Source organism: Bacillus marinisedimentorum (assembly GCF_001644195.2).
Taxonomy (GTDB): Bacteria; Bacillota; Bacilli; order Bacillales; family Bacillaceae_O; genus Bacillus_BL; species Bacillus_BL marinisedimentorum.
In genome coordinates this window covers 1-23,857 of record NZ_LWBL02000019.1, presented here as the reverse complement: position 1 = coordinate 23,857, position 23,857 = coordinate 1, and the positions used below count along the sequence as shown (strand labels likewise).

Here is a 23,857-nt window from a genome sequence, read left to right as displayed (position 1 = left end):
CGAATAACAATTTGTTCCTAACATATGACACCGTACACAGATACGGGCACAAACCATTATCCTATAAGGGCTGCTCGGTGCCGGGCAGCCCTTTCTTTTGAAAATAATTTCCCGGTTGTGAAAATCAATCGGAAACTACTTATAAATGGGGGTACAATCATGAAAAAACATTCTGTTGTCTCAGAGTCCTATATTGCCCTGCAAAAAGAAATTCTCTCGTTCCAGGACAGCTGGAAAAATGAACTGGAGAAAGAGGCCGTCGTCCTTAATAATGAAGCGTTTCTGGAAACCAAAGCGCCGGCAGTACTGTCTGCAAGCATCAAGTTTGATCCTGAAACATATATCAAGTGGATCATTGACCTTGCTTCAAGGCTGGAACAGGAAAATGCTGAAGTCGAGGGGCTTTCCGAGAAAGCGTCGCAATTGCTTGATAAGGACATTGCCGAAAGATGGTTCAGCGAAGCATTGTCATTTAACAATTATTATTTTGCCGGGTTTGCAGAAGAGCATAGCTTGCCGGAATGGGTGCCGCATTATCTTGCGGAACAGGCTGTCCGGCCGTATTTACGTCTGCTTGCAGATGAAGCAGCCCCTTATTTGGATAAAGCCGAAAATGAGAGCGGCTGTCCGGTATGCGGCGAACCGGTCCGGCTTTCACACCTTGAAGGTGAAGGCAAAAAAGTTGCTGACTGTCCGCGCTGCCACGCAAGCTGGCAGGAAAAACGGCTATCTTGCACACATTGCGGCAATGATGATCATGACACTCTTCAGTATTTGCAAATCGAAGGGGACTCTGTAAACAAAATCCAGGTCTGTAAAGAATGCAACGGATATATGAAAATCATTGACAGCCGCCAGCTGCTAAAGAAGCCAGCGCCCTCTTTACTCGATATCCAGACGATACACCTGGATTTCGTTGCCCAAGATAAAGGTTACGGAACTGGTCCTTCAGGGGAGGAAACAGTCTCTTAATGTCGAACGAATATAGGAGACTGCCCAAGTGCAGTCTGCAAACGGGGTGAAAGGTTTGAAAGCAGGGGCAATTATCCTCGCCGGCGGAAAATCGAGCCGGATGGGGACAAACAAAGCGCTGCTCCCGATCGGTGACAGGACGACGATTGAAATACTATCCGAGAGGATGCTTACAGTCTTTGATGAAGTTATTGTGGTTGCCAATGATCCCGGCACATACAAGTTTTTGAATGTTCCCGTCATCACCGATCGTTTTCCAGGAGAAGGTCCGCTGGCAGGAATACATGCCGGTTTGAAGGCGTCAAGTTACGATTTGAATCTGGTGATGGCCTGTGATATGCCGTTTGCCTCTTCAGATCTGGCTGCGCTGTTTGTAGAAAGAGGCCGCGATTTCGAAGCGGTAGTTCCAAACATAAAGGGAAAGCTTCACCCGCTTTTTGCTGTCTATCATAAACATGTTTATGAAAAAGCCGGGGAGTGCCTGAAAAAGGGGAACAGGCGGGTGACGGATCTGCTCGGTGGCCTTAACGTCCTTTATATCGATGAAAAGGCAATTGAGGCGGAAACGGACGTTTCCGTTGATGATTTGTTTTTTAACATGAACCGGCCCGGTGAATATGAAACAGCAAAGAAAAAAGCGGACCAGCGCCCTTTGTGAACATAGGGAGGAAGTAACACATGCAATTTTTTAACGTGAAGACGGTCGAAGAAACGTTTGAACTGATCCGGCAGTATGTCCAGCCGCTCCAGGAGACGGAAATAATCCCTCTTGAAGCAGCCCGGGGCAGAATTCTGGCAGCAAACGTAGCCGCCGCTGAAAATGTGCCGGGGTTTGCACGGTCAACAGTAGACGGGTATGCCGTCATCGCAAGGGACACATATGGATCAAGTGAGTCCATGCCCGGTTTCCTTGATGTCGCCGGACGTGTAGAAATGGGAGAAGAGGCCGTACAGCAGCTGAATCAGGGCGAAGCTATATCAGTGCCGACAGGAGGTATGCTGCCCCCGGGAAGCGACAGTGTCATCATGATCGAGCACTGTGAGGAAATGGACGGCCTGCTGAATACATTCCGGCAGGTCGCCCCGGGTGAAAATGTGATTTCCGCCGGTGAAGATGTCAAAGAAGGCGAACCCGTTCTCGAAATGGGGACAAAACTGCGGCCCCAGGAACTTGGTGCGCTCGCTTCCCTTGGTGTAACAGAAGTGGAAGTATACAGGAAAGTGAAAGTTGCCTACTTGTCTTCCGGCGATGAAATCGTCCCTTACTCCACAAAGGAGCTGTCATCAGCCCAGATAAGGGACATCAACCATATTACCGTAACAAGCCTTGTGGACGAGTGGGGGTATGATGCCGTTTATGGAGGGATCGTAACCGATGATTACGAAACGTTCCGGTTGCGGGCAAAGGAATTGTTTGATGAAGCCGATTGCCTGGTTTTATCCGGCGGCAGTTCAGTCGGGGCAAAGGATTACACGACAGAGGTCATTTCATCGCTTGGCGAACCGGGTGTATATGTCCACGGTGTTTCCATCAAACCGGGTAAACCAACTATTCTGGCACAAGCAGGAGGAAAGCCTGTGATCGGCCTGCCGGGCCATCCTGCTTCTGCAATGATCATCTTCCATCTTTTCGGGAAAAAAGTTATGGAACAGCTCAGTGGTGGAAATCCTGGGGAGCGCCCTGACAGAGTCCTCGCCCGAATGACTAAAAACATCCCATCTTCGCCGGGCCGTGCCGACTACGTACGGGTAAAACTGGCCAAAACCGGCAACGAATGGCAAGCCGAACCGATAATAGGCAAATCAGGACTAATATCTACGCTTGTCAAAAGTGATGGTGTTGTGGAAATCGGATCTGAAAAAGAAGGTGTCCAGCAAGGGGAACTTGTTCCGGTCATCGTTTTTGATTAATGGGGGGTAGTGGTGTGAACTCAAAGCATTATAAGCGAAAAATATATCTTGAAGACAAACCGCGCGCCCAGGCAAGGGATGAACTGCTTAATGCGTTCATGTTCGACCGGCAGATTGAACACATCCCTGCAAGGGAAGCCCTCGGCCGTGTAACCGCCGAACCTATATACGCCAGGCTGTCCATGCCACACTACCATGCATCAGCAATGGACGGCATAGCGGTCAGGGCGGAAGATACATATGACGCCCATGAACAGCGCCCGCTCTTGCTTAAAAAGAACGAGCAATTTCGATATGTGGATACAGGCAATGTAATACCGGGTGATTTTGATGCTGTCATTATGATAGAAGATGTCCAGATCCTTGATGAAGAGACAGTTGAAATTATCGTTCCGGCAACGCCCTGGCAGCATATCCGTCCGATCGGGGAAGATCTTGTCAACGGGGAAATGCTGCTCCCGCAAGGGCACAGCTTACGGCCGGTTGATCTTGGAGCATTAACGGCCGGCGGTGTTTTTGAAGTGCCCGTTGTCAAACAGCCGCATGTCTCCATCATACCTACGGGGAACGAATTGGTCCAGCCCAAACCGGAAATGGAGCCTGGCGATATCATCGAATTCAATAGTGCCGTTTTTGCTGGGTATGTGCAGGAATGGGGCGGCCGCCCTATCGTTGAAAATATTGTAGAAGACAGGCCGGAACTTATTCGCGAAGCCCTTAAAGTTGCCTGTTCAGCATCTGATATCGTCATTATAAATGCCGGGTCATCGGCAGGTTCAAAAGATTATACAGTGCACATTATCGGAGAACTTGGTGAAGTGATGAGCCATGGTGTGGCAACAAGGCCGGGAAAACCGGTCGTCCTCGGTAAAATTGACGGAACGATCGTTGTAGGACTGCCTGGTTATCCGGTATCAGCCTATCTGGCTATGGAATGGTTCGTCAGGCCGCTTATTTGTAAGTATCTCGGCATACCGGAACCGAAACGGGAAACGCTTAAGGCGAAGCTGGGCCGGAGAGTTGTTTCAAATATGGGTTCTGAGGATTTCGTCCGAATGAATATTGGCTATGTTGACGGTGTGTTTACCGCGAATCCGCTGACACGTGCTGCCGGTGTCACCATGTCGCTTGTCCGCGCTGACGGGCTGCTTGTAGTACCGCCGAACAGCCTCGGGCTCGAACAGGGAGAAATGGTGGACATCGAGTTGTATAAACCGGTGTCCGAAATTGAAAAATCCATTTTATTTACAGGAAGCCATGATTTATCAATCGATGTATTATCGTCTTTAATACGCAAACAAGATGAAGAGCGGCAGATTATTTCAGCCCATGTCGGAAGCATGGCGGGCATCATGGCCATCCGCAAAAAGGAAGCGCATGTCGCAGGCATCCATCTGCTGCATCCAGAAAGCGGAACGTATAACCTTCCGTATGTTGAACGTTATTTAAAAGGTCAAAAAGCCGTGATCTTGCCATTTTTAAAACGAGAACAAGGATGGATTGTGCCTAAAGGCAATCCGCTTGATATAAACACGATTGAAAACATTTCGAACCTGGGCATCCATTATGTGAACCGCCAGCGCGGTGCAGGGACGCGCATCTTATTTGATGATATGCTGAATAAAGCCGGAATTGCCCCTGAACAAATACAGGGCTATGACCGGGAGATGTTTTCTCATTTGAGTGTGGCGGCAGAGGTGAAACAGCAGGAAAATGCCGCTGGTCTCGGCATCTATTCAGCAGCAAAAGCGATGAATCTCGGTTTTGTACCGGTCGCTTATGAATCATATGACCTCTTGATGTCTGCTGATTTTTTGGAAAGCGAAGCAGGGCGGATGTTGTTAAGTGTCATTCGATCTGAAGATTTCAAAGCAGAAGTCGAAAAGCTGGGCGGCTACAAAGTGGCCGATGAAGAGCCTGTTTATATTGATTGATCAAAAGAAGAGGGCACTTGCTCTCTTCTTTTTTACCGTATAAATTGCCAGCAAGGAAGTATTTCCGCTTTAACAATATAGAGAAGGGCAGCTATATCCCTGTCTTCGGTTAAGGCTCGCAAGTCGGCCGGTTTTCTTTATCAGTTGATTCAGGTTTAGGTGAATCTTAACATTATCTTGACAACTCCCCGAAAAGTTCTGGAAAAGAAGGGTGTACCATTAAGGTGCAGTAAGAGATTGTCTAATATGAAAGGAGCTTGACAACGATGAAAAAATGGAAAATGGTACTGGCGGCGGGGACACTTGCAGCTTCATTTGGCCTTGGTGCGATGGCAGGGCCGCAAGAAGAGCCCCTGGCTGCAGCTAACAGCGGGGAACCGGCTGAACTTCAAAATCAAAACGGCCAATTATACCGCCAGGGTCCAAATGGCAATGGAAAAGGAATGGGCAGTTATTTTGCGGGAACCAGTTCAGAAGCGGCTGCTGATATCCTCGGTATGACAGCTGATGAACTGCGGGAGGCGCGTCTCAGCGGCCAATCGCTCGCGGAAATTGCGGAACAAAAAGGTGTTACAGCCGAGAATCTATTGGCCGGATTGTTGGAAGTGAAGAAAGAGCAGCTTGATAAAATGGTAGAAGACGGAGTAATAACCGCAGAACAAAAAGAGTACATGCTTCAAAACATGGAACAAAACATGGAAAACGGCATCGAACGAACTGAAACAGGCCCAATGAATGGAAAAGGCATGCGCGGAGGCGGAAAATGGAATAATAATGGCGGCCAGCGCGGCAGCGGCCAATGTCTTACAAACCCGACAACCTAAACGGATTAAGAGCCCCGAAGGAAACAGCCTTCGGGGCTGTATTTGTCTGGAATTCATTAAAAAGCTGTCAATTGTTCAAGCGCGACGGCCAAAATGGATTTGCTATAATTGAAGTTAAGATAAGGGGGGGCTGGCCGTGGGGCTGCGAGTAGCGATTGTTGATGATGAAAATGAGATGCGCAAAATGATTTCATCTTACTTAGTGAATGAAGGATTTGAAGTCATTGAGGCTGAGAATGGCATAGAAGCAGTTGAACTCGCCAAGCAGGATATGTGTGACTTTTTGCTTCTTGATGTGATGATGCCTGATATGGATGGACTTCAAACCTTGCGTGAAATCAGGGCCATCAAAAAAAGCCTTCCAGTCATTATGCTTACTGCCAAATCGGAAGAAATCGATAAGCTCTTAGGTCTTGAACTTGGTGCTGATGACTATTTGACAAAGCCGTTCAGCTTGCGGGAACTGACAGCCAGAATGCGGGCTGTGCTGAGGAGAAGCGGGCAAGAGCAAACGGAAGATGCCGGACAGGATGAGCTGATTGTAAGAGGCGCAATCACAATTAATGTCTCCTCATATGAAGTGTTTGTGCGAGGCGAAAAACTGACGCTGACACCAACTGAATATAAAATCCTAGTGACGCTTGCAAGGAAGCCTGGCCGGGTCTACAGCAGGCTGCAGCTCATGAACAGTGCAATGGGGGAAGCCTATGTCAATTATGAACGGTCCATTGATACACATGTAAGCAATCTCCGCAAAAAGGTGGAAAAGGATCCATCTGCACCTGAATATATACATACTGTGTATGGGATCGGCTACAGATTCGGTGGCGAATCATGAAACTCCGCACCAAAATCATTCTTACATTCGGATTCATCATTCTTTTGACGGGCATTTTTCAATCTATTTACCTCTATCAACAGGTGAAGAATATTTTCCAAATATATCTTGAAGAAAATCAAAGCGGAATGGTCGAACGCCTGGCCCGTTCACTTGAATCTTATTATGAAATGAATGGTTCCTGGGAAGGAGCGGGCATCTTTGCCGAAAGTTCCATTTATGGAGAGGGGCAGCGCGGACCAGGGATGATGAGGGGGAGAATGGGGCTGTCAGGCATGGCGTCTGCTTCCGATTTTGTTGTCCTTGACCAAAACGGCAGTGCAGTGGCTGATACAGGCGGCATACCATCTGACCCGGATACCGGCGAATATGAGGGGGTCAGGCGGGAGTTGACCGCAAACGGGCGTTTCGCCGGAACTCTTGTCGTCCACGATGCAGCTTCCAAAAACCTGCTGGGCATAGAACAGCAATTCATGGATTCGACCAATCGCTCGATTTTGCTTGGCAGCATCGGGGCAATCCTCCTGGCGGTTGCTGCCGGTTACATCTTTGCCGGAGTGCTGACAAAGCCCCTGAACAGGCTCATGTCAGCTGCTGAACGGATTGGCAAAGGCGAGACCGACCACAAGGTGACGGTGGAAAGCCGTGATGAATTTCAGGACCTTGCGGGTTCCTTTAACGATATGTCGGAAGCACTTGCACGGAATGAGGAAGCAAGAAGAGCCCTCGTAGCAGATGTGGCGCATGAACTGCGGACGCCGCTCGCAATCTTGAGCGGCCGGCTTGAATCGATTCAGGAAGGAGCCATTGAGGCGGATGAAAAAACCATTCTGCAAATGAGCGATGAAGTGTATAGGCTGAGCAGGCTTGTTCAGGATTTACAGCAATTGACCCTCGCAGAAGCAGGGAAACTGACTCTGAACCTTGAGCCGGTTGAGCCAGGCACACTCATCCGGAATGTGGTGGAGCACTTCAAATGGGCTGCCGACGAAAAAGGAATATCGCTTCACTTTGATGAAGGGAACGAAATCCCTCTTCTCAACCTTGACGCAGACCGGATCACTCAGGTCGTCGTCAATTTAGTCGGAAATGCTTTGCGGCATACACCGGAAGACGGTGATGTCAGCATAAGCCTTTATCATACAAATAAGGAAGTCACTATAGAAGTGCTGGATACAGGGCCCGGCATTGAAGAAGAACTGCTGCCGCACATTTTTGAGCGCTTTTATCGGACCGATTCAGCCCGGACAAGGAATGACGGCGGAACCGGCCTGGGATTATCAATAGCGAAGGGTTTTGTGGAAGCACACGGAGGTACGCTTACAGTTTCGAGCAAGAAAGGGAAGGGGACATCGTTTTTTGCTGTACTCCCTTTAGCACATGAGAAAACAGCCGGCTGACACGGACGCCGGCTGTTTTTCATTGCAGGATTAGAAAGCATAAATTGTCAGCAAGGAAATAGACTGACGCAGCGGCCAATTTTAAGAGTATAGATAAGGGGTGCTGCGCCTGTGCATTTGTTGGGCTGCTGAGCAGTTGTGTCATGAAAACACAGGTTGCGGCGTGAAATCCGGGCTGAACGGCGTGAAACAGATGCTCCGGTTTGAATGTCGGGCTCTACGGCATGAAAAGTGAGAGATTGTGCGTGAAACAGTTATAGTTTGGCGTGAAAGAAACGGGGTGCCGCGTGAAAGTGCATCGACCTGGTCACTGTTGTTCGTGTACGGCGAGAAAAGCCGGGGATATGGTGCGAATGAACAGGTATCTGGCGTGAAATAGGTAAGCATGAAGAAAACGAATTGCCTTTTTTAAAAATAATGAGTCAAATCCGCCAAGCCACCAGCCATAATTGGGGTTGAGTGATACCGCACATGAGTAAACAGGCCGGTTTTGGCCGTCGGTATGCGTGATTTGGAGGAAGGAACGTCTCAAATTTCAATGTTTTGAATTCAGGCTGTGTATGTATGAGATCGTATGGGACCGGAGCAGTTGCGCGTGAAAACACGGAGTTGCGGCGTGAAATCCGGGCTGAACGGCGTGAAACAGCTGCTCCGGCGTGAAAGTCGGGCTCTACGGCATGAAAAGTGAGAGGTTGCGCGTGAAACAGTTATAGTTTGGCGTGAAAGAAACGGGGTGCCGCGTGAAAGGGCATCCCCTGGTATCGGTTGTTCGTGTACGGCGAGAAAAACCGGGGATATGGCGCGAATGAACAGTTATCTGGCGTGAAATAGGTAAGCATGAAGAAAACGAATTGCCTTTTTTAAAAATAATGAGTCAAATCCGCCAAGCCACCAGCCGTAATTGGGTTTGAGTGATACCGCACATGAGTAAACAGGCCGGTTTTGGCCATCGCCATGCGTGATTCGAGGAGTTAGGTGCAAATTGTCCTGGTGGAGCCGCTCAACCTGCCGCGTGTCCAGTAGGTCGAATTCCAGTTTGTCCGCGGGTTTTCTTTGCCGTTATGCATACTTTAGCCGCGTGCGCAAAAGCTAAGGTAAACTTTCAAAGGAAGGGATGAGTATGGACAGCTTAACATTAGCACTGATTGTATTAGTAGTGATCACCACACTGTATGGGCTCTTCTGGACATACCGGCTCGGCCAGAACCAGAAAAGCGAAAGAGATTCGGATATCAGCGAACAAGTAAAGGCACACCCGATTGCCCGGAATCCCGTTTTCCTTGCGTACGCCGTTATGGCGGCCGTCTTGCTCGGCTATATCTTTTATCTGTTTATTGTTTTTTATTAAATTAGACAATAAAGCAGTTGGCGGGCATATGATGGATTAAAAAGGAGTTAATGATATGCATTATGCCTGCCGTCGATGCTGTACGATCATAAAAGAACGAAACGAGTGTCCCGCTTGCCGGACTGATCATTTTCTTGAACCGATCATAATAGAAGTCCATAAAAACCCCAAAGATCCAAACCCTCCGGAAAAGTGAGGGTTTTCAATTGCCGGGTTTCAAAGAAAAGGGGAAGGGAATAACAAAAAGGAAAAAGGAGGGATTCAATTGCCACTTGAAATTGGACAACCAGCCCCTGATTTTCAGCTGTCGTCTACAACAGGCAATAAAATTTCATTATCTGATTACAAAGGAAAGAAAAATGTTCTCGTCGCTTTTTATCCACTCGATTTTACACCTGGCTGAATCAAGGAACTGTCTTCCTGGAAGGAAGATTACAAAAAAATTGAGGAATATGATGCAGAAGTGCTGGCAATCAGTGTTGACCATATTTTTGCACATAACGTATTTGCGGCAAGTCTGGGAACACTGCCGTATCCGCTTCTGTCGGATTGGCACAAAGAAACGGCCAGGAAGTACGATGTATTCAATGACAAGGATCTTGTCGCCAGGCGTTCAGTATTCGTTGTCGGCAAAGACGGCAATTTGAAATATCAGAATACCGAGTTCGGGGCAGGCACTGCAGAACATTATGAACGTACGATGGAGGAACTGCGCAGATTGAAAGCGGAAGAATGATCATGAAAAAGGCTTTCAGGCGAAAGATGCCTGAAAGCCTTTTTAATACCCTACAGGTAAGGATAAATTGTCAGTAAGGCAGTGTTTCGACGCAGCGGCCGGTTTAAAGAATATAGATAAGGGCAACTACGCCTCTGTCTTTGCCTATAGGCTCGCCAGTCGACAGGTTTTCTTTAAAATGTATAAGTTGCTGTCCAGTTCACGGACAAGCTTATGCTGTGCCTCAGAATGAGCACCTCAACATTTCTTATCTCACTTGCCTTTTTTCATCAAGTAATCGGCAAGCCCCATGGCGCTAACTTCAAGGTCGAGCTTAATCAAATCATAAACACGATGGCTTTCTGGAATGCCTTTGTCCGTCAGGTGGGATGATACTTTTTCATAAAGCCTTTCATAGACGGCGGCTGTTGCCTCTTCCATGCTTGCAGATCCCGCTTTTTCCATTCCGCTTTCACCTGCTTCGACAAATTCCGGAATCCAGAACCTCATCTGTTTGTATACTTCCTGGGGATTTTCAGACATTCCGTAATGTCCGAAGTAAATCCGTTCCGGGCCGATTTCTTCGAACTTTTCGATGCTGTTCAGCATGGCATCAGGGTCAAACTGATTCGGCGAAGTTGAAGGAATATAGAATTCAAGCCCGTCATCCAGAAGCTGGTGGTAAAAGATCCCGGCTGTATCACCGGCGAAAATGCCGTTAGAAACCGGATCAAAAATACTGAAATGGTGTTTTGCGTGACCGGGGCTATCGTAAAAGGTCAGGGTGCAATCATCACTAATGGCAAGGCCTTCACCGTCTTCCATGACAATTAATTTTTCTTCAGGAATCGGCACTATCGGGTTGAACAAGCCATCGAACTTTTCTCCATACACTGCCCGAGCTCCGGCAATGAGTTTAGAAGGATCGGCAAGATGGCGCTTTCCGCGGGAATGGACAACTACCTTCGCATTAGGGCAGTCGTTCAAGAGAAGTCCAGCACCCCCGGCGTGATCCAGATGGATATGTGTGACGATGATGTATTCCACATCCAGGGGGTCCAGATTCAACTGTTTAAGACCGTCCAATATATAAGGGACAGAAGGACTTGCACTCGTTTCAACAATCGTGAGCTTATCACCGAGCATCACATAAGAGCCGGTGCGCCCTTCCGTATTTAAATCATAACCATCAATCAGATACGTGCGGTGTTCCAGGTTTTCAGGTGTTTTTGGTTCCACAAAAGTTCCCCCTTTATAAATTTGTTTTCATTTCCATTATTGTAGCATTATCATCGTCTTGCATCACACTCAAAGCCTTCTAATCAGGGGGGATACCGACTGCAGGGCGGTTTTGCACGGAAAAAAGCACCGGGGCGGGCTGCACCGGTGCATATCTTCAAAATCAGTTCGCTTTGTTGACAACAATTTTTCCGTCTTTGACGTCGGCTCTCAATGATTTAACATTTTCTTCATCAAGCAGAAGATCGGCGATATTATCTTCAAGGTGTTCCTGGATCACCCTGCGGAGCGGGCGGGCGCCAAACGCCGGATGGTAACCGAGTTCAGCAAGCTTCTGCTTGGCATTGTCTGAGACTTCGAGAGTCAGTTCTTGCTCTTTCAGCGATTCAGCAAGTTCGTCAGTCATAATCTCAACGATTTGCAGGAGATGCTTTTCTTTAAGAGGGCTGAACTGAATGATGCTGTCAAAGCGGTTTAAAAATTCCGGCTTGAAAAAGGAACCGAGTGATTCAAGTATGCTGCTTTCCTCAGCATATTCCTCAGTTGTTCCAAAACCAAGCTTCTTTTTCCGATCAGCGGTTCCTGCATTACTTGTCATGATGATGACAGAATCTTTGAAGCTGACCGTCCGTCCCTGGCTGTCAGTGAGGCGGCCGTCTTCAAGAATTTGCAGAAACATATGCTGTACATCAGGATGGGCTTTTTCGATTTCATCGAGCAAGATGATGCTGTACGGCTTGCGGCGCACTTTTTCAGTAAGCTGGCCGGCTTCATCATGCCCCACATATCCTGGAGGGGAACCGATCAGCTTGGAGACCGAATGTTTCTCCATATATTCGCTCATATCCAGGCGGATCATCGCTTCCCGGCTGCCGAATAATTCTTCGGCAAGTGCGCGGGTAAGTTCTGTTTTACCTACACCTGTCGGACCGACGAACAGGAAGGAACCGATCGGCCGGGTTTTCGCCTTCAAGCCGGCCCGGCTGCGGCGCACCGCTTTCGTCACTTTTTTGACGGCTTCTTCCTGGCCGATGACTTTTTCGGAAAGTTTCTTATCAAGGTTTTTCATTTTTTGCTGTTCATCAAGCTGAAGCTTGCGTACGGGTATTCCGGTTTTCTTTTCTATGATGGACTGGATATCTTCTGCAGAGACGTTAATTTTGTTATTGTCAGATGTTGCTGAAAGCTTTTTTTCCAGTTGTTTTTCTTCATCGCGGAGCCGTGCGGCCAATTCGTAATTTTCTTCTTTTGTCGCCTTCTCTTTTTGTTGATGCAGTTCTCCGAGCCGATTTTGGATGCTTGCCTCATCCTGTGTGACGTCTGATTTTAGGTTCGCTTTGGATCCCGCTTCATCAAGCAGGTCGATCGCTTTATCCGGCAAGTGGCGATCCTGAATATAACGGTGGGACAGAAGGGCACATGCTCGGATGGTTTCTTCTTCATAAGATACACCGTGGTATTCTTCATATTTGTCACGAATGCCGTTTAGGATTTCGATTGTTTCCTCAACTGTCGGTTCGTTGACAATGACCGGCTGCAGTCGGCGCTCAAGCGCGGCATCCTTTTCGATATCGCGGTATTCTTTGAGTGTGGTTGCACCGATCAGCTGCAATTCACCGCGGGCCAGAGCCGGTTTTAAAATATTGCCTGCATCCATTGAGCCCTGGGCCGAACCGGCACCGACAAGGAGATGGATTTCATCTACAAACAGGATGACGTTTTTCCGTTCCTGCAATTCTTTGATTAATTCCTGCATCCGTTCTTCAAATTGTCCCCGGATGCCTGTATCGGCTACAAGTGATGCAACATCAAGCACATACAGTTCTTTATTGAGCAGCTTGGATGGCACATCACCTTCAGTAACCTTTAGGGCAAGGCCTTCAGCGATTGCTGTTTTTCCGACCCCGGGTTCACCGATCAAGACAGGGTTGTTCTTATTTCGGCGATTCAGGATTTCGATTACCCGTTCCACTTCTTGGTCACGGCCAATCACCGGATCGATTAAGCCTGCACGGGCAGCGTTTGTCACATTTCGGCCCAGTTCGTCAAGGAGCCCCTGGTGTTCCTGGGGGGCAGCTTCATTAGCGCCTGCTTCGTGAGGAGGCGTGAAGCCGCCGTTTCCTGAAAACATCCCATTGAAAGGCTGCTGTGAGCCAAACATGCCGGATGGACTGGATGCCCCCATTTTATTGCGGACCTCTGCATAACATTCAGCACAAAGATGCAATTCTTTTTGTTCATGATTGTTTCTGATTTTGAAATGGACAACTGCAGGTTTAGTCTGGCACTTTTCACAATACATGAAGTAACCTCCTCCATATTTTTCATTCTTTTTAAGTTAATTTGATAAGGTGTATGGTTAAAAATCTCTTCAGTCTGTTCATTAGCCGGTTTGTTTGACTTTGACTATCTTTGACTAATGTACTTTCATTATACTTTGACCTTTTTTGACTTTCAAGAGTTTTGCTGAAAAAATTTCCGGTTCATCGCGAATGTCCATTTTGGGGGATGTGGGGCGTTTATTTACCGTGAGCCGGCATGAGCGTACCGGGACACACGAGTGAGAGCGTTTACACAGGGTTTCTCGGGATATACATGCCGACTTCCTTGAAAATGGTTGAAGTTATAATGAATCATGTTAATATGATATATCGTGCAGGAAGAAACGACTAATTCTTCTAAGGAGGTAACGATGTTACAAAATACAAATGTACTTTTCATCGGAGCCGGTTCTATGGCCGAAGCAATGATTGCCGGTATGCTTCAAGAAAAAAAGCTTCGCCCTGAGAATGTTACGGCCGCTAACAGAAGCAATAAAACAAGAAGAAATGAACTCGAAAACAAATATAATATTAATGTGACAGCCGACTGCGCTTTGCGAATTGACGAAGCAGATATCATCATCCTCGCTGTAAAACCGAAGGATGCAGAAAAAGTTCTGGAGCCCCTTAAAGGAAGAATCACAGACGGCCAGCTTGTGCTATCCGTACTTGCCGGGATCTCAACTTCTTATATAGAAGAAGAAATTGGCGGCGCGCCGAAGGTGATTCGCGTCATGCCGAACACCTCAAGCATGATCGGTGAATCATCTACTGCCATATCAGCAGGTTCCCATGTGTGCCGCTCAGAAATGGAAACTGCAGCTGAACTTCTTCAGACTATCGGTGATGTGACAACGATTGAAGAAAAGCACATGGATGTCTTCACTGGCCTCGCAGGCAGTGGTCCCGCATACATCTACTATGTAATTGAGCATCTTGAACAAGTAGCTGCAGCAGAAGGGATGGATCGTGAAACAGCCCGCAAAATAGCTGCACAGATGGTGCTTGGAGCAGGCAAAATGGTACAATCCGGCGATGATACACCTGCTGATCTTCGTCGTAAAGTGACTTCCCCGAACGGAACCACCCAGGCTGGCCTCGAGGCACTTGATGAAAACGGCGGTGGAGCAGCTTTCATGGAAGCAGTCAAGAATGCTGCCAAACGGTCAAAGGAAATCAGCTCGCAATTTGAGAAAAAACCTGTTTTACTATAAGAACTAAAAAATCGAGTAAGAAGCCATGCAGGCTTCTTACTCGATTTTTTGTTAAATATTAGGCGACTCTCGCAAAGTTAACGAATTTGCAAGAGGAATAAATTTTTAAATACAACTATTGCTGTCACAAGACTTCGAAGTTATGCAGCCTGCTTTTGGTTTTCTTCATAAACAGAACTGCTTCCTTCAAAGCACCGTCTTAATATTGCCTTTAAGCGGGTATACTAATTGTCGAATATGTTACGGGAGTGGATGTAAAGATGGCACAGGAAGATATACAGGAAATTCTGAAGCTGGGGATATACGGAACACCCCAGACGAAACCGGCTGAGCGCAAGTTGTTTTTATCGTCCATCCGTGAACGGGTATGGCTGGCATTGACCCGCTCGCAGGTGAACAGGGGAATGCCGTACCGTGAAGTTGAGGAAGTGCTGCGATCGAGAAATGATGTTCATCTGTTCCTCAATGGCAGCCTGCCGTATGAATCCATTTCCCCTTATATCAAATTGGCTTCCAAAAACGGTGCGCAGTTCACCATCGTTTCCAATCAGGCTTCAGAAACACCGGTTGGACTGGTCGCGTCAGCATCGAAGGCAGTGGATGTATCATCTGTCTTCATTGAAGATGAAAGATATGAAAGAGATATCGGTGAAAAAAAGTAAGAGATTAAATAAATTACCGAAAATCAGGACTCTAAAAGATTACGGAGGTGAAAGATTATGGATAAGCCTGCAGTTATTTGTCCAAGCTGCACGAAATCCGCTCCGCTGGAAAAGGTGCTGACAGCCCAATCAAATCAAAATGTCATCTACGGCTGTCTTTATTGCAAATATGAAGTGAAAAATATCAGAATAAGTAAAGGATAATCTGATTAAAGCATTCTTCCTTAATTACGATTCAATCATTGGCTGGATATGGTAAAATATAATGGAGAATGTTTTGGAGGAATTGGTCCTGATGGGTAAGAAATATGTGATCCACAGCCTGTTATTGGCTTTGTTTTTAATAATGCCGGTCGTGACGGCATATGGGGAAGAAGGGCAAAATCTGCCTATTCCTGATGACAGTGCGGGCGGCGGACAACTGAATATATTTGATTCAGAGAATCCGCAAACCGATGTTCCCCGGTTTGACCAGTTTATTTATATGGTGAGGGCTGATGACACGGTTTATACAATCAGTGAAAAATTCGGTTTCGACCTGGAGAAGCTGGTGGAACTGAATGACCTTGTGCCGCCATATGAATTGACGGAAGGGCAGCTTCTTGAAATTCCAATCAATGATATTACCGACCTTCAACAGACGGAATCTCATGAGTATACCGTTAAAAAAGGGGACACGCTGTCCGAAATCGCTGAAAAATACGGATTGGACTGGCATGATCTCGCAATTTGGAACAAACTTGAAAATCCTCATTTAATCTTAATCGGCCAAAAAATCCTCTTTCCGGCAACGGAAAAACAAGAACAGGAGAAAAACGTCATCATTTTCTATCGGGCTGAGAACTAGGAAGATCTGCAAATGTGCAGGTCTTTTCGTTTAGTTCTTTTCGAACATGTTGCAAGACGGTTTCGACAAGTCCTTCTGTGGAGGTAATATTTAAGTTGCAAAGGAGAGAGTGGAGTGGGCTTCAATGAAAAAGTCGCAATTGTAACAGGTGCTGGTAACGGAATCGGACGGAAAGTGGCAGAAATGTACGCACAGGCTGGAGCTGCCATTGTTCTAGCTGATATCGACCTGGAAAACGGCCGGAAAACGGCTGATCAAATAACGGCGGACGGCGGCAAAGCCCTGTTTATCGAAACAGACATGAAAAATGCTGTTGATATCGAGAAAATGATCAAGAAAACAGCAGATACGTATGGGCGGCTTGATATCCTGGTCAATAATGCCGGCGTTTCCAGGTTCAAGTCACCATTCGAGCTGTCGCTCGATGAATGGGACGATATTCTTGCAGTCAACTTGCGCGGCTACTTTGCCGCCGCGCGTGCGGCAGCCCGGTTTATGCAGGATACCGGCGGTGGTTCCATTGTTAATATTGCATCTACACGTGCCGTCATGTCAGAACCGAATTCAGAAGCGTATGCGGCATCAAAAGGAGGAGTACTAGGGTTAACGCACGCACTTGCAGCATCATTCAGTGAGTTGAATGTGACCGTTAATGCCATCAGTCCCGGGTGGATTGAAACGGGTGACTATGATGATTTAAGGGAAATCGATCATAGTCAGCATCTTTCCAATAGGGTGGGAAGACCAGAAGACATTGGAAGGGCCTGTCTGTATCTGACTGATGAAGCAAATAACTTTGTAAATGGAACGAACCTTGTCATTGACGGCGGAATGACACGAAAAATGATTTATGAACACTGACAGAACACATCCGTTTTGGTGAGCCGGCAATTATGTTAAAATGATGAATGGGATGTGAAGAGCTAAGTATCCCTGCATCCCTGATTGTAATTTAGATGAAGGGAAGACGGTACATGATCAGTCTTCAGACAGATGACCTGCTGAAAACAAGTATTAGTGATCTGCTGATCCCTGCTGAAAAAGTAGCACATGTCCAAATCGGCAATCCGCTTGAACACGCGCTGCTTGTCCTTATTAAATCCGGTTATTCCGCGATACCTGTGCTTGATGCTTCCTATAAGCTGCATGGTCTGATCAGCAATTCAATGATTCTTGATTCAGTACTTGGAATTGAACGGATTGAACTGGAAAAGCTCGAAGGGAAAAAGGCAGAAGAAGTGATGGAAAAAGAAATTCCGCGGCTTCATGAACATGATCCATTTCAGAAGGCGCTCGGCCTGACAATCAATAACCCTTTCGTCTGCGTAGTCGATGATGAGGGCTACTTTCTCGGAATACTTACACGAAGAGCAATATTGAAACTGTTCAACAAACAGCTCCAGCCAGTGAAAAAGTGATGAGGTTTTTGAATGTTGGCCCGTAACCGGGCCAACATTTTTTACACCGATACAGTCTCTGCAACCAAATACATGGGAATTCAGTTTGAAGAATAGGATGTGATGCCGGTTTGAGTCTGATTTTGGAAAAAATACAGGCAGACAGAGGAACGCACAGGCCGCTTGTACTTGCTGCCATCATGCTCGCCATGTTTATGGCTGCGATAGAAGCGACAATTGTGTCGACCGCAATGCCTAATATTGTGGCAGATCTTGGCGGATTTGCCCTATACAGTTGGGTGTTTTCCGCTTACCTTCTGTTCCAGGCAGCAACCGTACTTATTTACGGGAAAATGTCAGATTTATTTGGCCGGAAGCCGGTTTTTGTTGTCGGCGTCACTATTTTTTTGGCAGGCTCTATTTTGGCGGGATTCGCTTCATCAATGAAAATGCTCATTGTTTTCCGGCTGATCCAGGGGTTCGGGGCCGGTGCTGTCATGCCGATTGCTTCAACGATTGTCGGTGATATTTACACAAAAGAAGAACGGGCAAAAATCCAAGGGTACCTATCCAGTGTATGGGGAATTTCCGCAATCATGGGACCAGCACTTGGAGGGTTTTTTGTCCAATATGCAACCTGGAGACTTGTATTCTGGATAAATGTTCCACTCGGCATTCTTTCCATACTCGGGGTAGTGCTGTTTTTGCACGAGGGTGTGGAGAAACGGAAACATACGATTGATTATGCAGGTTCAGTCTTTCTTGTTATCGCGATCACTTCGCTTATGGTCATTCTCGTTGAAGGCGGAGTAAGAATTGCGTGGGGTTCCTGGCCGGCTGTTTTTTTGATTTCGGCATTTCTCATAGGTTTTATTTTATTTATTGTGCAGGAAAGACGGGCTGAGGAACCGATGATGCCATTTGATATTTGGAAATACCGGTCCATCACGGTCGCTAACCTTACTTCGCTGACAACAGGTGTCATTTTAATCGGCATTTCAAGCTTTTTGCCGGCATATGTCCAGGGAGTTATGGAACGGTCGCCGATCGTGGCGGGTTTTACACTTACGACCATGTCAATCGGATGGCCGATATCCGCCACGATTGCCGGCCGGCTCCTTCTGAAAATCGGTTTCCGCAAGACATCCCTCATCGGCGGGTTCGCCCTCGTTGCCGGTTCGCTGTTTTTCATTCTGCTGTCGCCTGACAAAGGGCCGGTATGGGCCGGGATAGGATCGTTTTTCATCGGGGTCGGAATGGGGATGTCGACGACATCTTTCATTGTTTCGATCCAGTCGACGGTCAGCTGGAGGATGCGCGGCATCGCGACGGCTTCAAACATGTTCATGAGGACCCTTGGCAGCACGATAGGGGCGGCCTTGCTCGGCGGAATACTGAACAGCCGTCTCCAGTCGCATATCCAGCAATCAGGAGTCGATTATGATGTCAGCCTCGACACAGCGAATATTCTGTTAAATGAAGAGCAGAGGGCTTCGCTGCCCGGACAAGTACGGGCCGTTCTGCAGGAAGGGCTGACGGGGGCACTCCATAATGTTTACCTGTGGGTTGCCGCCTTTGCTGTGATCAGCTTGATCCTCATCGCATTTATGCCTAAAGTGGAGAACGAATAATGGAAAGCCGCGGTTTTCGAGTTGCTCGAAGGCCGCGGCGTTTTATTTAACGAAAATTTTGCTCCCCGGAGAAAAAAGAGAAGTTGTGCCTTCCAGTTCCATCAAGACCGAATGCTTAAAGTTGTTTGATGTTAAGAATGATAAGCCAGCAGTTCAATCCGGTTTCCGAACGGGTCCCGAAACGAAAAGCGGTCCCGGAGCGGAATGGGTGTTTCTTCTTTGATGTTTAATCCAGCCTGTTCCAGAACCGACCTGGCTGCTGTCAGGTCCCCAACTTCAAAGGCGATGTGCCGTTTGGACAGGCCCGGTTCGTGACCTGGCTCAATTCCGATATGCAATTCCACCCCTGGAGCCTGCATCCAGAATCCGCCGTTACTTTTTAAGGAGTCCGGTTTTTCGATTTCGATGAATCCAAGCAAATCAATGTAAAAAGACTTCGCATCATCTTCCATATCAGCTGGTATGCACACTTGCACATGGTCCAGTCCCTTGAATGCAATTCCCATACGAACACCCCATTTTAATATGTTACTTTCACTTTACCTTGTTTATTTCAATTAATAAATTTTAAAATAGTTAAAGAAAAGGTTAAGATAATCTTATGATTGAAAAGTAAATGATCGGTCCGGCGCTTCAGATGGCCGGACGTCAAAAGGGGGATGACGGATGCAGACGGTTGAGTTCCAGATTCTTGCCGTCCTGGCCCAGGAGATGAACATGCGAAAGGCGGCTGAACGGCTGTTTGTTTCACAGCCCGCCCTAAGCCAGAGACTGCAATCGATTGAAAAAGCATGGGGCGTGAAAATTTTTCTAAGATCCCAAAAAGGGCTCGCTCTGACACCGGCGGGGGAAAAAATCACCTCGTTTGCACAGGAAGTGGTGGAAAAAGGGGAAAAAGTAAGAGAGGAGATTGAAGCGCTCGATTCAGAGGTGTATGGAACACTTAAGCTGGCTGTTGCCTCCATTGCCGGGCAATATTGGCTCCCGGCCGTTTTGAAACAGTTTGTCAGAAAGTATCCGCTTGTCAAAGTGTCATTGATTACCGGCTGGTCGAGCGAAATGCTAAGGCACATTTACGAGGACCATGTCCATATCGGAATTTTGCGGGGCAATCCCGAATGGAAAGGAAGAAAACTGCACTTATTTTCCGATTCGCTTTATCTTGTTGACACAGAAATGGGCAAACTTGAAGACTTGCATGACACAGCCCGGCCATTTATCCAGTTCAAAAGCGATTCCAATTATCATCAGGAAATCCAGGAATGGTGGCACCGGCAGTTTAAAGCGGTTCCCCAGCGGACAATCGTCGTCGACCAGATTGAGACATGCAAGCAGATGGTGTTAAACGGCATCGGCTATGCAATCCTTCCGGGTGTAACCCTGGAAGGCGAAGATACATTGACGAAAATACCGCTCCTTGATGAGGCCGGGACGCCGATGCTGAGGGATACCTGGCTGATCGGCTACGAATCGGGCTTCCAGCTGAAACAGGTACAGGCTTTTATTGAGGTTGTGAAGGACACTGCAGGCATTGAGTGATAATTTCTTGTCACGCGCTGCTCGTTTTGATACATTTAAAAAACAGATTGACTAAACAAATAAGAGGAGGACATACGAATGAAAATGATGGATGCAAATGAAATCATATCTTTTATTCAAAACAGCGAGAAATCGACTCCTGTAAAAGTACATATTAAAGGCCAGATCGAAGGCTTGGACTTCGGAGGAAACACAAAGACGTTCATCCAAGGGGACACCGGCGTCCTATTTGGAGAGTGGAAAGATATTAAATCTGCCATTGATCGAAACGCTGACAAGATCGATGACTATGTTGTCGAAAACGACCGCCGCAACTCTGCCATCCCGCTTCTTGACCTGAAGGACGTTCCGGCCCGTATCGAACCCGGTGCCATTATCCGTGATCAGGTTGAAATCGGTAAAAATGCCGTCATCATGATGGGAGCTTCTATCAACATCGGGTCCGTCGTCGGTGAGGGCACAATGATCGATATGAACGTAGTACTCGGCGGCAGGGCGACAGTCGGAAAGAACTGCCATATCGGTGCAGGCGCTGTCCTTGCGGGGGTCATTGAACCACCTTCCGCTAAACCTGTCGTCATTGAGGACGAAGTGGTGGTCGGTGCAAATGCGGTCATCCTTGAAGGTGTGACAGTCGGAAAAGGCGCGGTTGTCGCAGCCGGCGCCATAGTGACCGAGGATGTCGAGCCGAACACGGTTGTAGCAGGCACCCCGGCACGGGTCATCAAGAAAATCGATGACCAGACAAGAAGCAAGACGGAAATTAAGCAAGAGCTTCGCCAACTTAAAGAAGATTGATTGCGGAGAAGTATAAATGAAAACGGATGAATTGATCACATTAAGAAGGAAGCTTCATCAAATTCCGGAAATCGGTTTCCAGGAAAAGAAGACGCAGCAGTTATTGCTTGAGCGCATTTCCGAATTCCCGCAGGACCGGGTTGAAATCAAAACGTGGCGGACAGGAATCTTCGTAAAAGTGAAAGGGTCAAACCCTTCAAGGTGCATCGGCTATCGGGCGGATATTGACGGACTGCCGATAACAGAAGAAACCGGCTATCCGTACGCATCACAACACGATGGATTCATGCATGCCTGCGGACATGACTTTCATATGACAATTGCGATGGGAGTACTGTCCCGTGTTGTCAGTGAACCGATAGCTGATGATTTGCTATTCATTTTCCAGCCTGCTGAGGAAGGCCCCGGCGGTGCTGTTCCGATGCTTGCCAGCAGCATCATGGAGGAGTGGCGTCCTGATATTGTCCTTGCACTTCACATCGCGCCTGAATATCCTGCCGGCACGATCGCTGTGAAAGAGGGATTGTTATTTGCCAATACATCTGAGCTGTTCATCGACCTGAAAGGCAAGGGGGGGCATGCGGCATACCCTCATCAGACAAATGATATGGTCGTAGCTGCCAGCCATCTTGTGACACAGCTGCAAACGATCGTGTCACGGAATATCAATCCGCTCGATAGTGCTGTCGTCACAATAGGCAAAATAACCGGCGGGACTGTTCAGAATGTGATTGCGGAAACAGCACGTCTTGAAGGGACGATCCGTACGCTGTCTTCCGATACGATGACAATTGTAAAAAATAGGATTGAGACACTTCTGAACGGAATCGCCGCCGGCTTTTCATGCAGTTATGAACTTGATTATGGAAGCAATTATTATCAGGTTTACAACGAAGAGCGGCTGACCAGGTCTTTCATGGACTTTATTGATAACGAGACGCCGTATGACCTTGTAGAATGCCGGACAGCCATGACCGGTGAAGATTTCGGCTATATGCTGAAAGAAATCCCCGGATTTATGTTCTGGCTTGGCGTCGGATCCGAAAGCGGCCTTCATTCATCAACGCTCAAACCGGATGAGAAGGCAATCGGGATAGCGGTTGACGCTATTTTCAGTTATATAAAAGCAGGAATTCCTGAAATGGAATAGGAAATTTCAGCCCCGCCTATACTGCGGGGCTTTTTTGTTGTGCAGGAAATTATAAAATGTAAGCGTTGCGGATAAAAAGCCAGGAGGGAATCGTCCAGCTCCAGGCCCCAGCGGCTATCGTCATAAACGGTGATCCCCTCCGGGAGGAAAGAGCACACTCCATGCGGGTCCCCCCCGCTTATGCGTACGCCGCTAAGCGGGCGCCTTTCGCATTTGTTCATTTTCCGGAAATCAGCAGCTCGATATTCAACAGCGGCTGTATGGCAGAGTGCATATAGTCCATTATGGTGATTATAAGAATAAGCCGCAAATTACCGGGACAAAATGTAAATGTAAAAGAAGGAGGATGAAATTATGGCTAAGATTGGTGTAGAAGAATCTTTGACTAACATTTATGATGTGCTACAAGAAAAAGGATACGATGTGATCCAACTGAAACAGGAGCAGGATGCCCAAAATTGCGATCTATGTGTCATGACCGGACTTGATTCAAATGTGATGGGAATCGCCGATACGGTCATAGCCGGACCTGTCATCGAAGCTAACGGCCTGTCGGCTGAACAGGTGCTCGGCCAAATTGAGCAAAGTCTGAACCGCTGATTCGAACGCGCTGTAAACAAGTACAAAGAAGAGAGGGGGAACAGCGGGATGCTGTCCCCTTTTTCTGTTGGCTTTACGTATGATTTCGGAAAGGCTTTTCGTGAATATGGAACACTATTCAACAAGCGGGCAGGATTGTGGAAAAAGGGAATTAGGTCTCCTGAATTTTTCCCCAAACAGAGTCTATTAATCAGATTCATTCGATCGGGGAGGTATTACAAGGACGATTCGGCTGGAATCACGCCTCTAATCTGGTCAAAGCGCAATTACAAGGACGAATTAATAGCATAACTTTCATTAAAAAACCCCCCTTTATATCAAGGCTGTGTTAAAGCTCAATGTTGATTTTTTACACTAGTTGATTGGAGTGGAAGGTGCGAGACTCCTCGAAAATAAAAGTCAATTTTCTTCGTGCGGTGTCTTTTCAAAGAAGCTTATTCAACGTCTTGCGGGACTAGCGGGACATGTGAGACCCCGCAAGAGCGATAGCGATGAGAAGGCTCACCGCCCGCCCTGC

General features: G+C 47.4%; 23 protein-coding genes. 20 read left to right on the top strand and 3 right to left on the bottom strand.

The window, feature by feature from the left end:
* The first annotated feature begins 159 nt into the window (after positions 1-159).
* The 10 genes from A4U59_RS06160 (at position 160) to A4U59_RS06115 (ending at position 9,963) form a co-directional block, all read left to right on the top strand.
* Positions 160-972 (top strand): formate dehydrogenase accessory protein FdhE, encoded by an 813-nt coding sequence (locus A4U59_RS06160; RefSeq protein WP_070120281.1) that lies wholly within the window; start codon positions 160-162, stop codon positions 970-972.
* Between the two features lie 28 nt (positions 973-1,000).
* Positions 1,001-1,630, top strand: a complete 630-nt coding sequence (gene mobA, locus A4U59_RS06155; protein ID WP_245680505.1) for a molybdenum cofactor guanylyltransferase — start codon at positions 1,001-1,003, stop codon at positions 1,628-1,630.
* 20 nt (positions 1,631-1,650) lie between these two features.
* The gene (locus A4U59_RS06150; RefSeq protein WP_070120280.1) at positions 1,651-2,883 is read left to right on the top strand and encodes a molybdopterin molybdotransferase MoeA; all 1,233 of its coding nucleotides are present in this window, start codon (positions 1,651-1,653) and stop codon (positions 2,881-2,883) included.
* 14 nt (positions 2,884-2,897) lie between these two features.
* Positions 2,898-4,817: a molybdopterin biosynthesis protein gene (locus A4U59_RS06145; protein ID WP_245680504.1), complete on the top strand. Its 1,920-nt coding sequence runs from the start codon at positions 2,898-2,900 to the stop codon at positions 4,815-4,817.
* 266 nt (positions 4,818-5,083) lie between these two features.
* A complete protein-coding gene (locus tag A4U59_RS06140; protein ID WP_070120276.1) occupies positions 5,084-5,641 on the top strand; it encodes a DUF2680 domain-containing protein in 558 nt (185 codons plus the stop codon).
* Between the two features lie 136 nt (positions 5,642-5,777).
* Positions 5,778-6,479 carry a response regulator transcription factor gene (locus A4U59_RS06135; protein ID WP_083270685.1) on the top strand — a complete coding sequence of 234 codons (702 nt, stop codon included), beginning with the start codon at positions 5,778-5,780 and terminating at the stop codon, positions 6,477-6,479.
* Positions 6,476-7,879, top strand: coding sequence for a sensor histidine kinase (locus tag A4U59_RS06130; protein ID WP_070120275.1), 1,404 nt, complete (start codon positions 6,476-6,478; stop codon positions 7,877-7,879). Before A4U59_RS06135 ends, A4U59_RS06130 begins: the two co-directional genes overlap by 4 nt.
* A 241-nt stretch (positions 7,880-8,120) precedes the next feature.
* Positions 8,121-8,258: a hypothetical protein gene (locus A4U59_RS21680; RefSeq protein ID WP_169823917.1), complete on the top strand. Its 138-nt coding sequence runs from the start codon at positions 8,121-8,123 to the stop codon at positions 8,256-8,258.
* Between the two features lie 741 nt (positions 8,259-8,999).
* Complete coding sequence (locus A4U59_RS06125; protein ID WP_083270684.1) at positions 9,000-9,227, top strand: hypothetical protein; 228 nt, start codon at positions 9,000-9,002, stop codon at positions 9,225-9,227.
* Between the two features lie 265 nt (positions 9,228-9,492).
* Complete coding sequence (locus tag A4U59_RS06115) at positions 9,493-9,963, top strand: redoxin domain-containing protein (protein WP_245680503.1); 471 nt, start codon at positions 9,493-9,495, stop codon at positions 9,961-9,963.
* A gap of 252 nt (positions 9,964-10,215) precedes the next feature.
* Here the strand turns inward: A4U59_RS06115 and A4U59_RS06110 are convergent, their stop codons facing one another.
* Entirely contained in the window at positions 10,216-11,181 is a 966-nt protein-coding gene (locus tag A4U59_RS06110; RefSeq protein ID WP_070120268.1) for an MBL fold metallo-hydrolase, read from the bottom strand.
* Positions 11,182-11,344: 163 nt separating this feature from the next.
* Positions 11,345-13,483 (bottom strand): ATP-dependent Clp protease ATP-binding subunit, encoded by a 2,139-nt coding sequence (locus tag A4U59_RS06105; protein WP_070120267.1) that lies wholly within the window; start codon positions 13,481-13,483, stop codon positions 11,345-11,347.
* Between the two features lie 390 nt (positions 13,484-13,873).
* On the opposite strand from A4U59_RS06105, the gene proC reads away from it, so the two are divergent.
* From proC to A4U59_RS06075, 6 genes are all read left to right on the top strand, one after another.
* On the top strand, positions 13,874-14,716 hold the full coding sequence (gene proC, locus A4U59_RS06100) for a pyrroline-5-carboxylate reductase (RefSeq protein ID WP_070120266.1): 843 nt from the start codon (positions 13,874-13,876) through the stop codon (positions 14,714-14,716).
* Positions 14,717-14,976: 260 nt separating this feature from the next.
* Positions 14,977-15,378 (top strand): YueI family protein, encoded by a 402-nt coding sequence (locus A4U59_RS06095; RefSeq protein WP_070120265.1) that lies wholly within the window; start codon positions 14,977-14,979, stop codon positions 15,376-15,378.
* 295 nt (positions 15,379-15,673) lie between these two features.
* On the top strand, positions 15,674-16,225 hold the full coding sequence (locus A4U59_RS22195; protein ID WP_070120263.1) for a LysM peptidoglycan-binding domain-containing protein: 552 nt from the start codon (positions 15,674-15,676) through the stop codon (positions 16,223-16,225).
* Positions 16,226-16,339: 114 nt separating this feature from the next.
* Positions 16,340-17,086, top strand: a complete 747-nt coding sequence (locus A4U59_RS06085) for an SDR family NAD(P)-dependent oxidoreductase (RefSeq protein WP_070120261.1) — start codon at positions 16,340-16,342, stop codon at positions 17,084-17,086.
* A 113-nt stretch (positions 17,087-17,199) separates the two neighbouring features.
* A complete protein-coding gene (gene cbpB, locus A4U59_RS06080; RefSeq protein ID WP_070120260.1) occupies positions 17,200-17,643 on the top strand; it encodes a cyclic-di-AMP-binding protein CbpB in 444 nt (147 codons plus the stop codon).
* Between the two features lie 110 nt (positions 17,644-17,753).
* The gene (locus A4U59_RS06075; RefSeq protein WP_070120258.1) at positions 17,754-19,253 is read left to right on the top strand and encodes an MDR family MFS transporter; all 1,500 of its coding nucleotides are present in this window, start codon (positions 17,754-17,756) and stop codon (positions 19,251-19,253) included.
* Positions 19,254-19,384: 131 nt separating this feature from the next.
* On the opposite strand, the gene A4U59_RS06070 is transcribed toward A4U59_RS06075, so the two are convergent.
* Entirely contained in the window at positions 19,385-19,759 is a 375-nt protein-coding gene (locus A4U59_RS06070; RefSeq protein WP_070120256.1) for a VOC family protein, read from the bottom strand.
* Positions 19,760-19,919: 160 nt separating this feature from the next.
* Between A4U59_RS06070 and A4U59_RS06065 the strand changes: the two genes are divergently transcribed.
* From A4U59_RS06065 to A4U59_RS06050, 4 genes are all read left to right on the top strand, one after another.
* A complete protein-coding gene (locus A4U59_RS06065; protein WP_070120255.1) occupies positions 19,920-20,792 on the top strand; it encodes a transcriptional regulator CcpC in 873 nt (290 codons plus the stop codon).
* Between the two features lie 78 nt (positions 20,793-20,870).
* Positions 20,871-21,590 (top strand): 2,3,4,5-tetrahydropyridine-2,6-dicarboxylate N-acetyltransferase, encoded by a 720-nt coding sequence (gene dapD, locus A4U59_RS06060; protein WP_070120253.1) that lies wholly within the window; start codon positions 20,871-20,873, stop codon positions 21,588-21,590.
* A gap of 16 nt (positions 21,591-21,606) precedes the next feature.
* Complete coding sequence (locus A4U59_RS06055) at positions 21,607-22,740, top strand: N-acetyldiaminopimelate deacetylase (RefSeq protein ID WP_070120252.1); 1,134 nt, start codon at positions 21,607-21,609, stop codon at positions 22,738-22,740.
* A 354-nt stretch (positions 22,741-23,094) separates the two neighbouring features.
* Positions 23,095-23,340, top strand: coding sequence for a YkuS family protein (locus A4U59_RS06050; protein WP_070120251.1), 246 nt, complete (start codon positions 23,095-23,097; stop codon positions 23,338-23,340).
* The last annotated feature ends 517 nt before the right edge of the window (positions 23,341-23,857 follow it).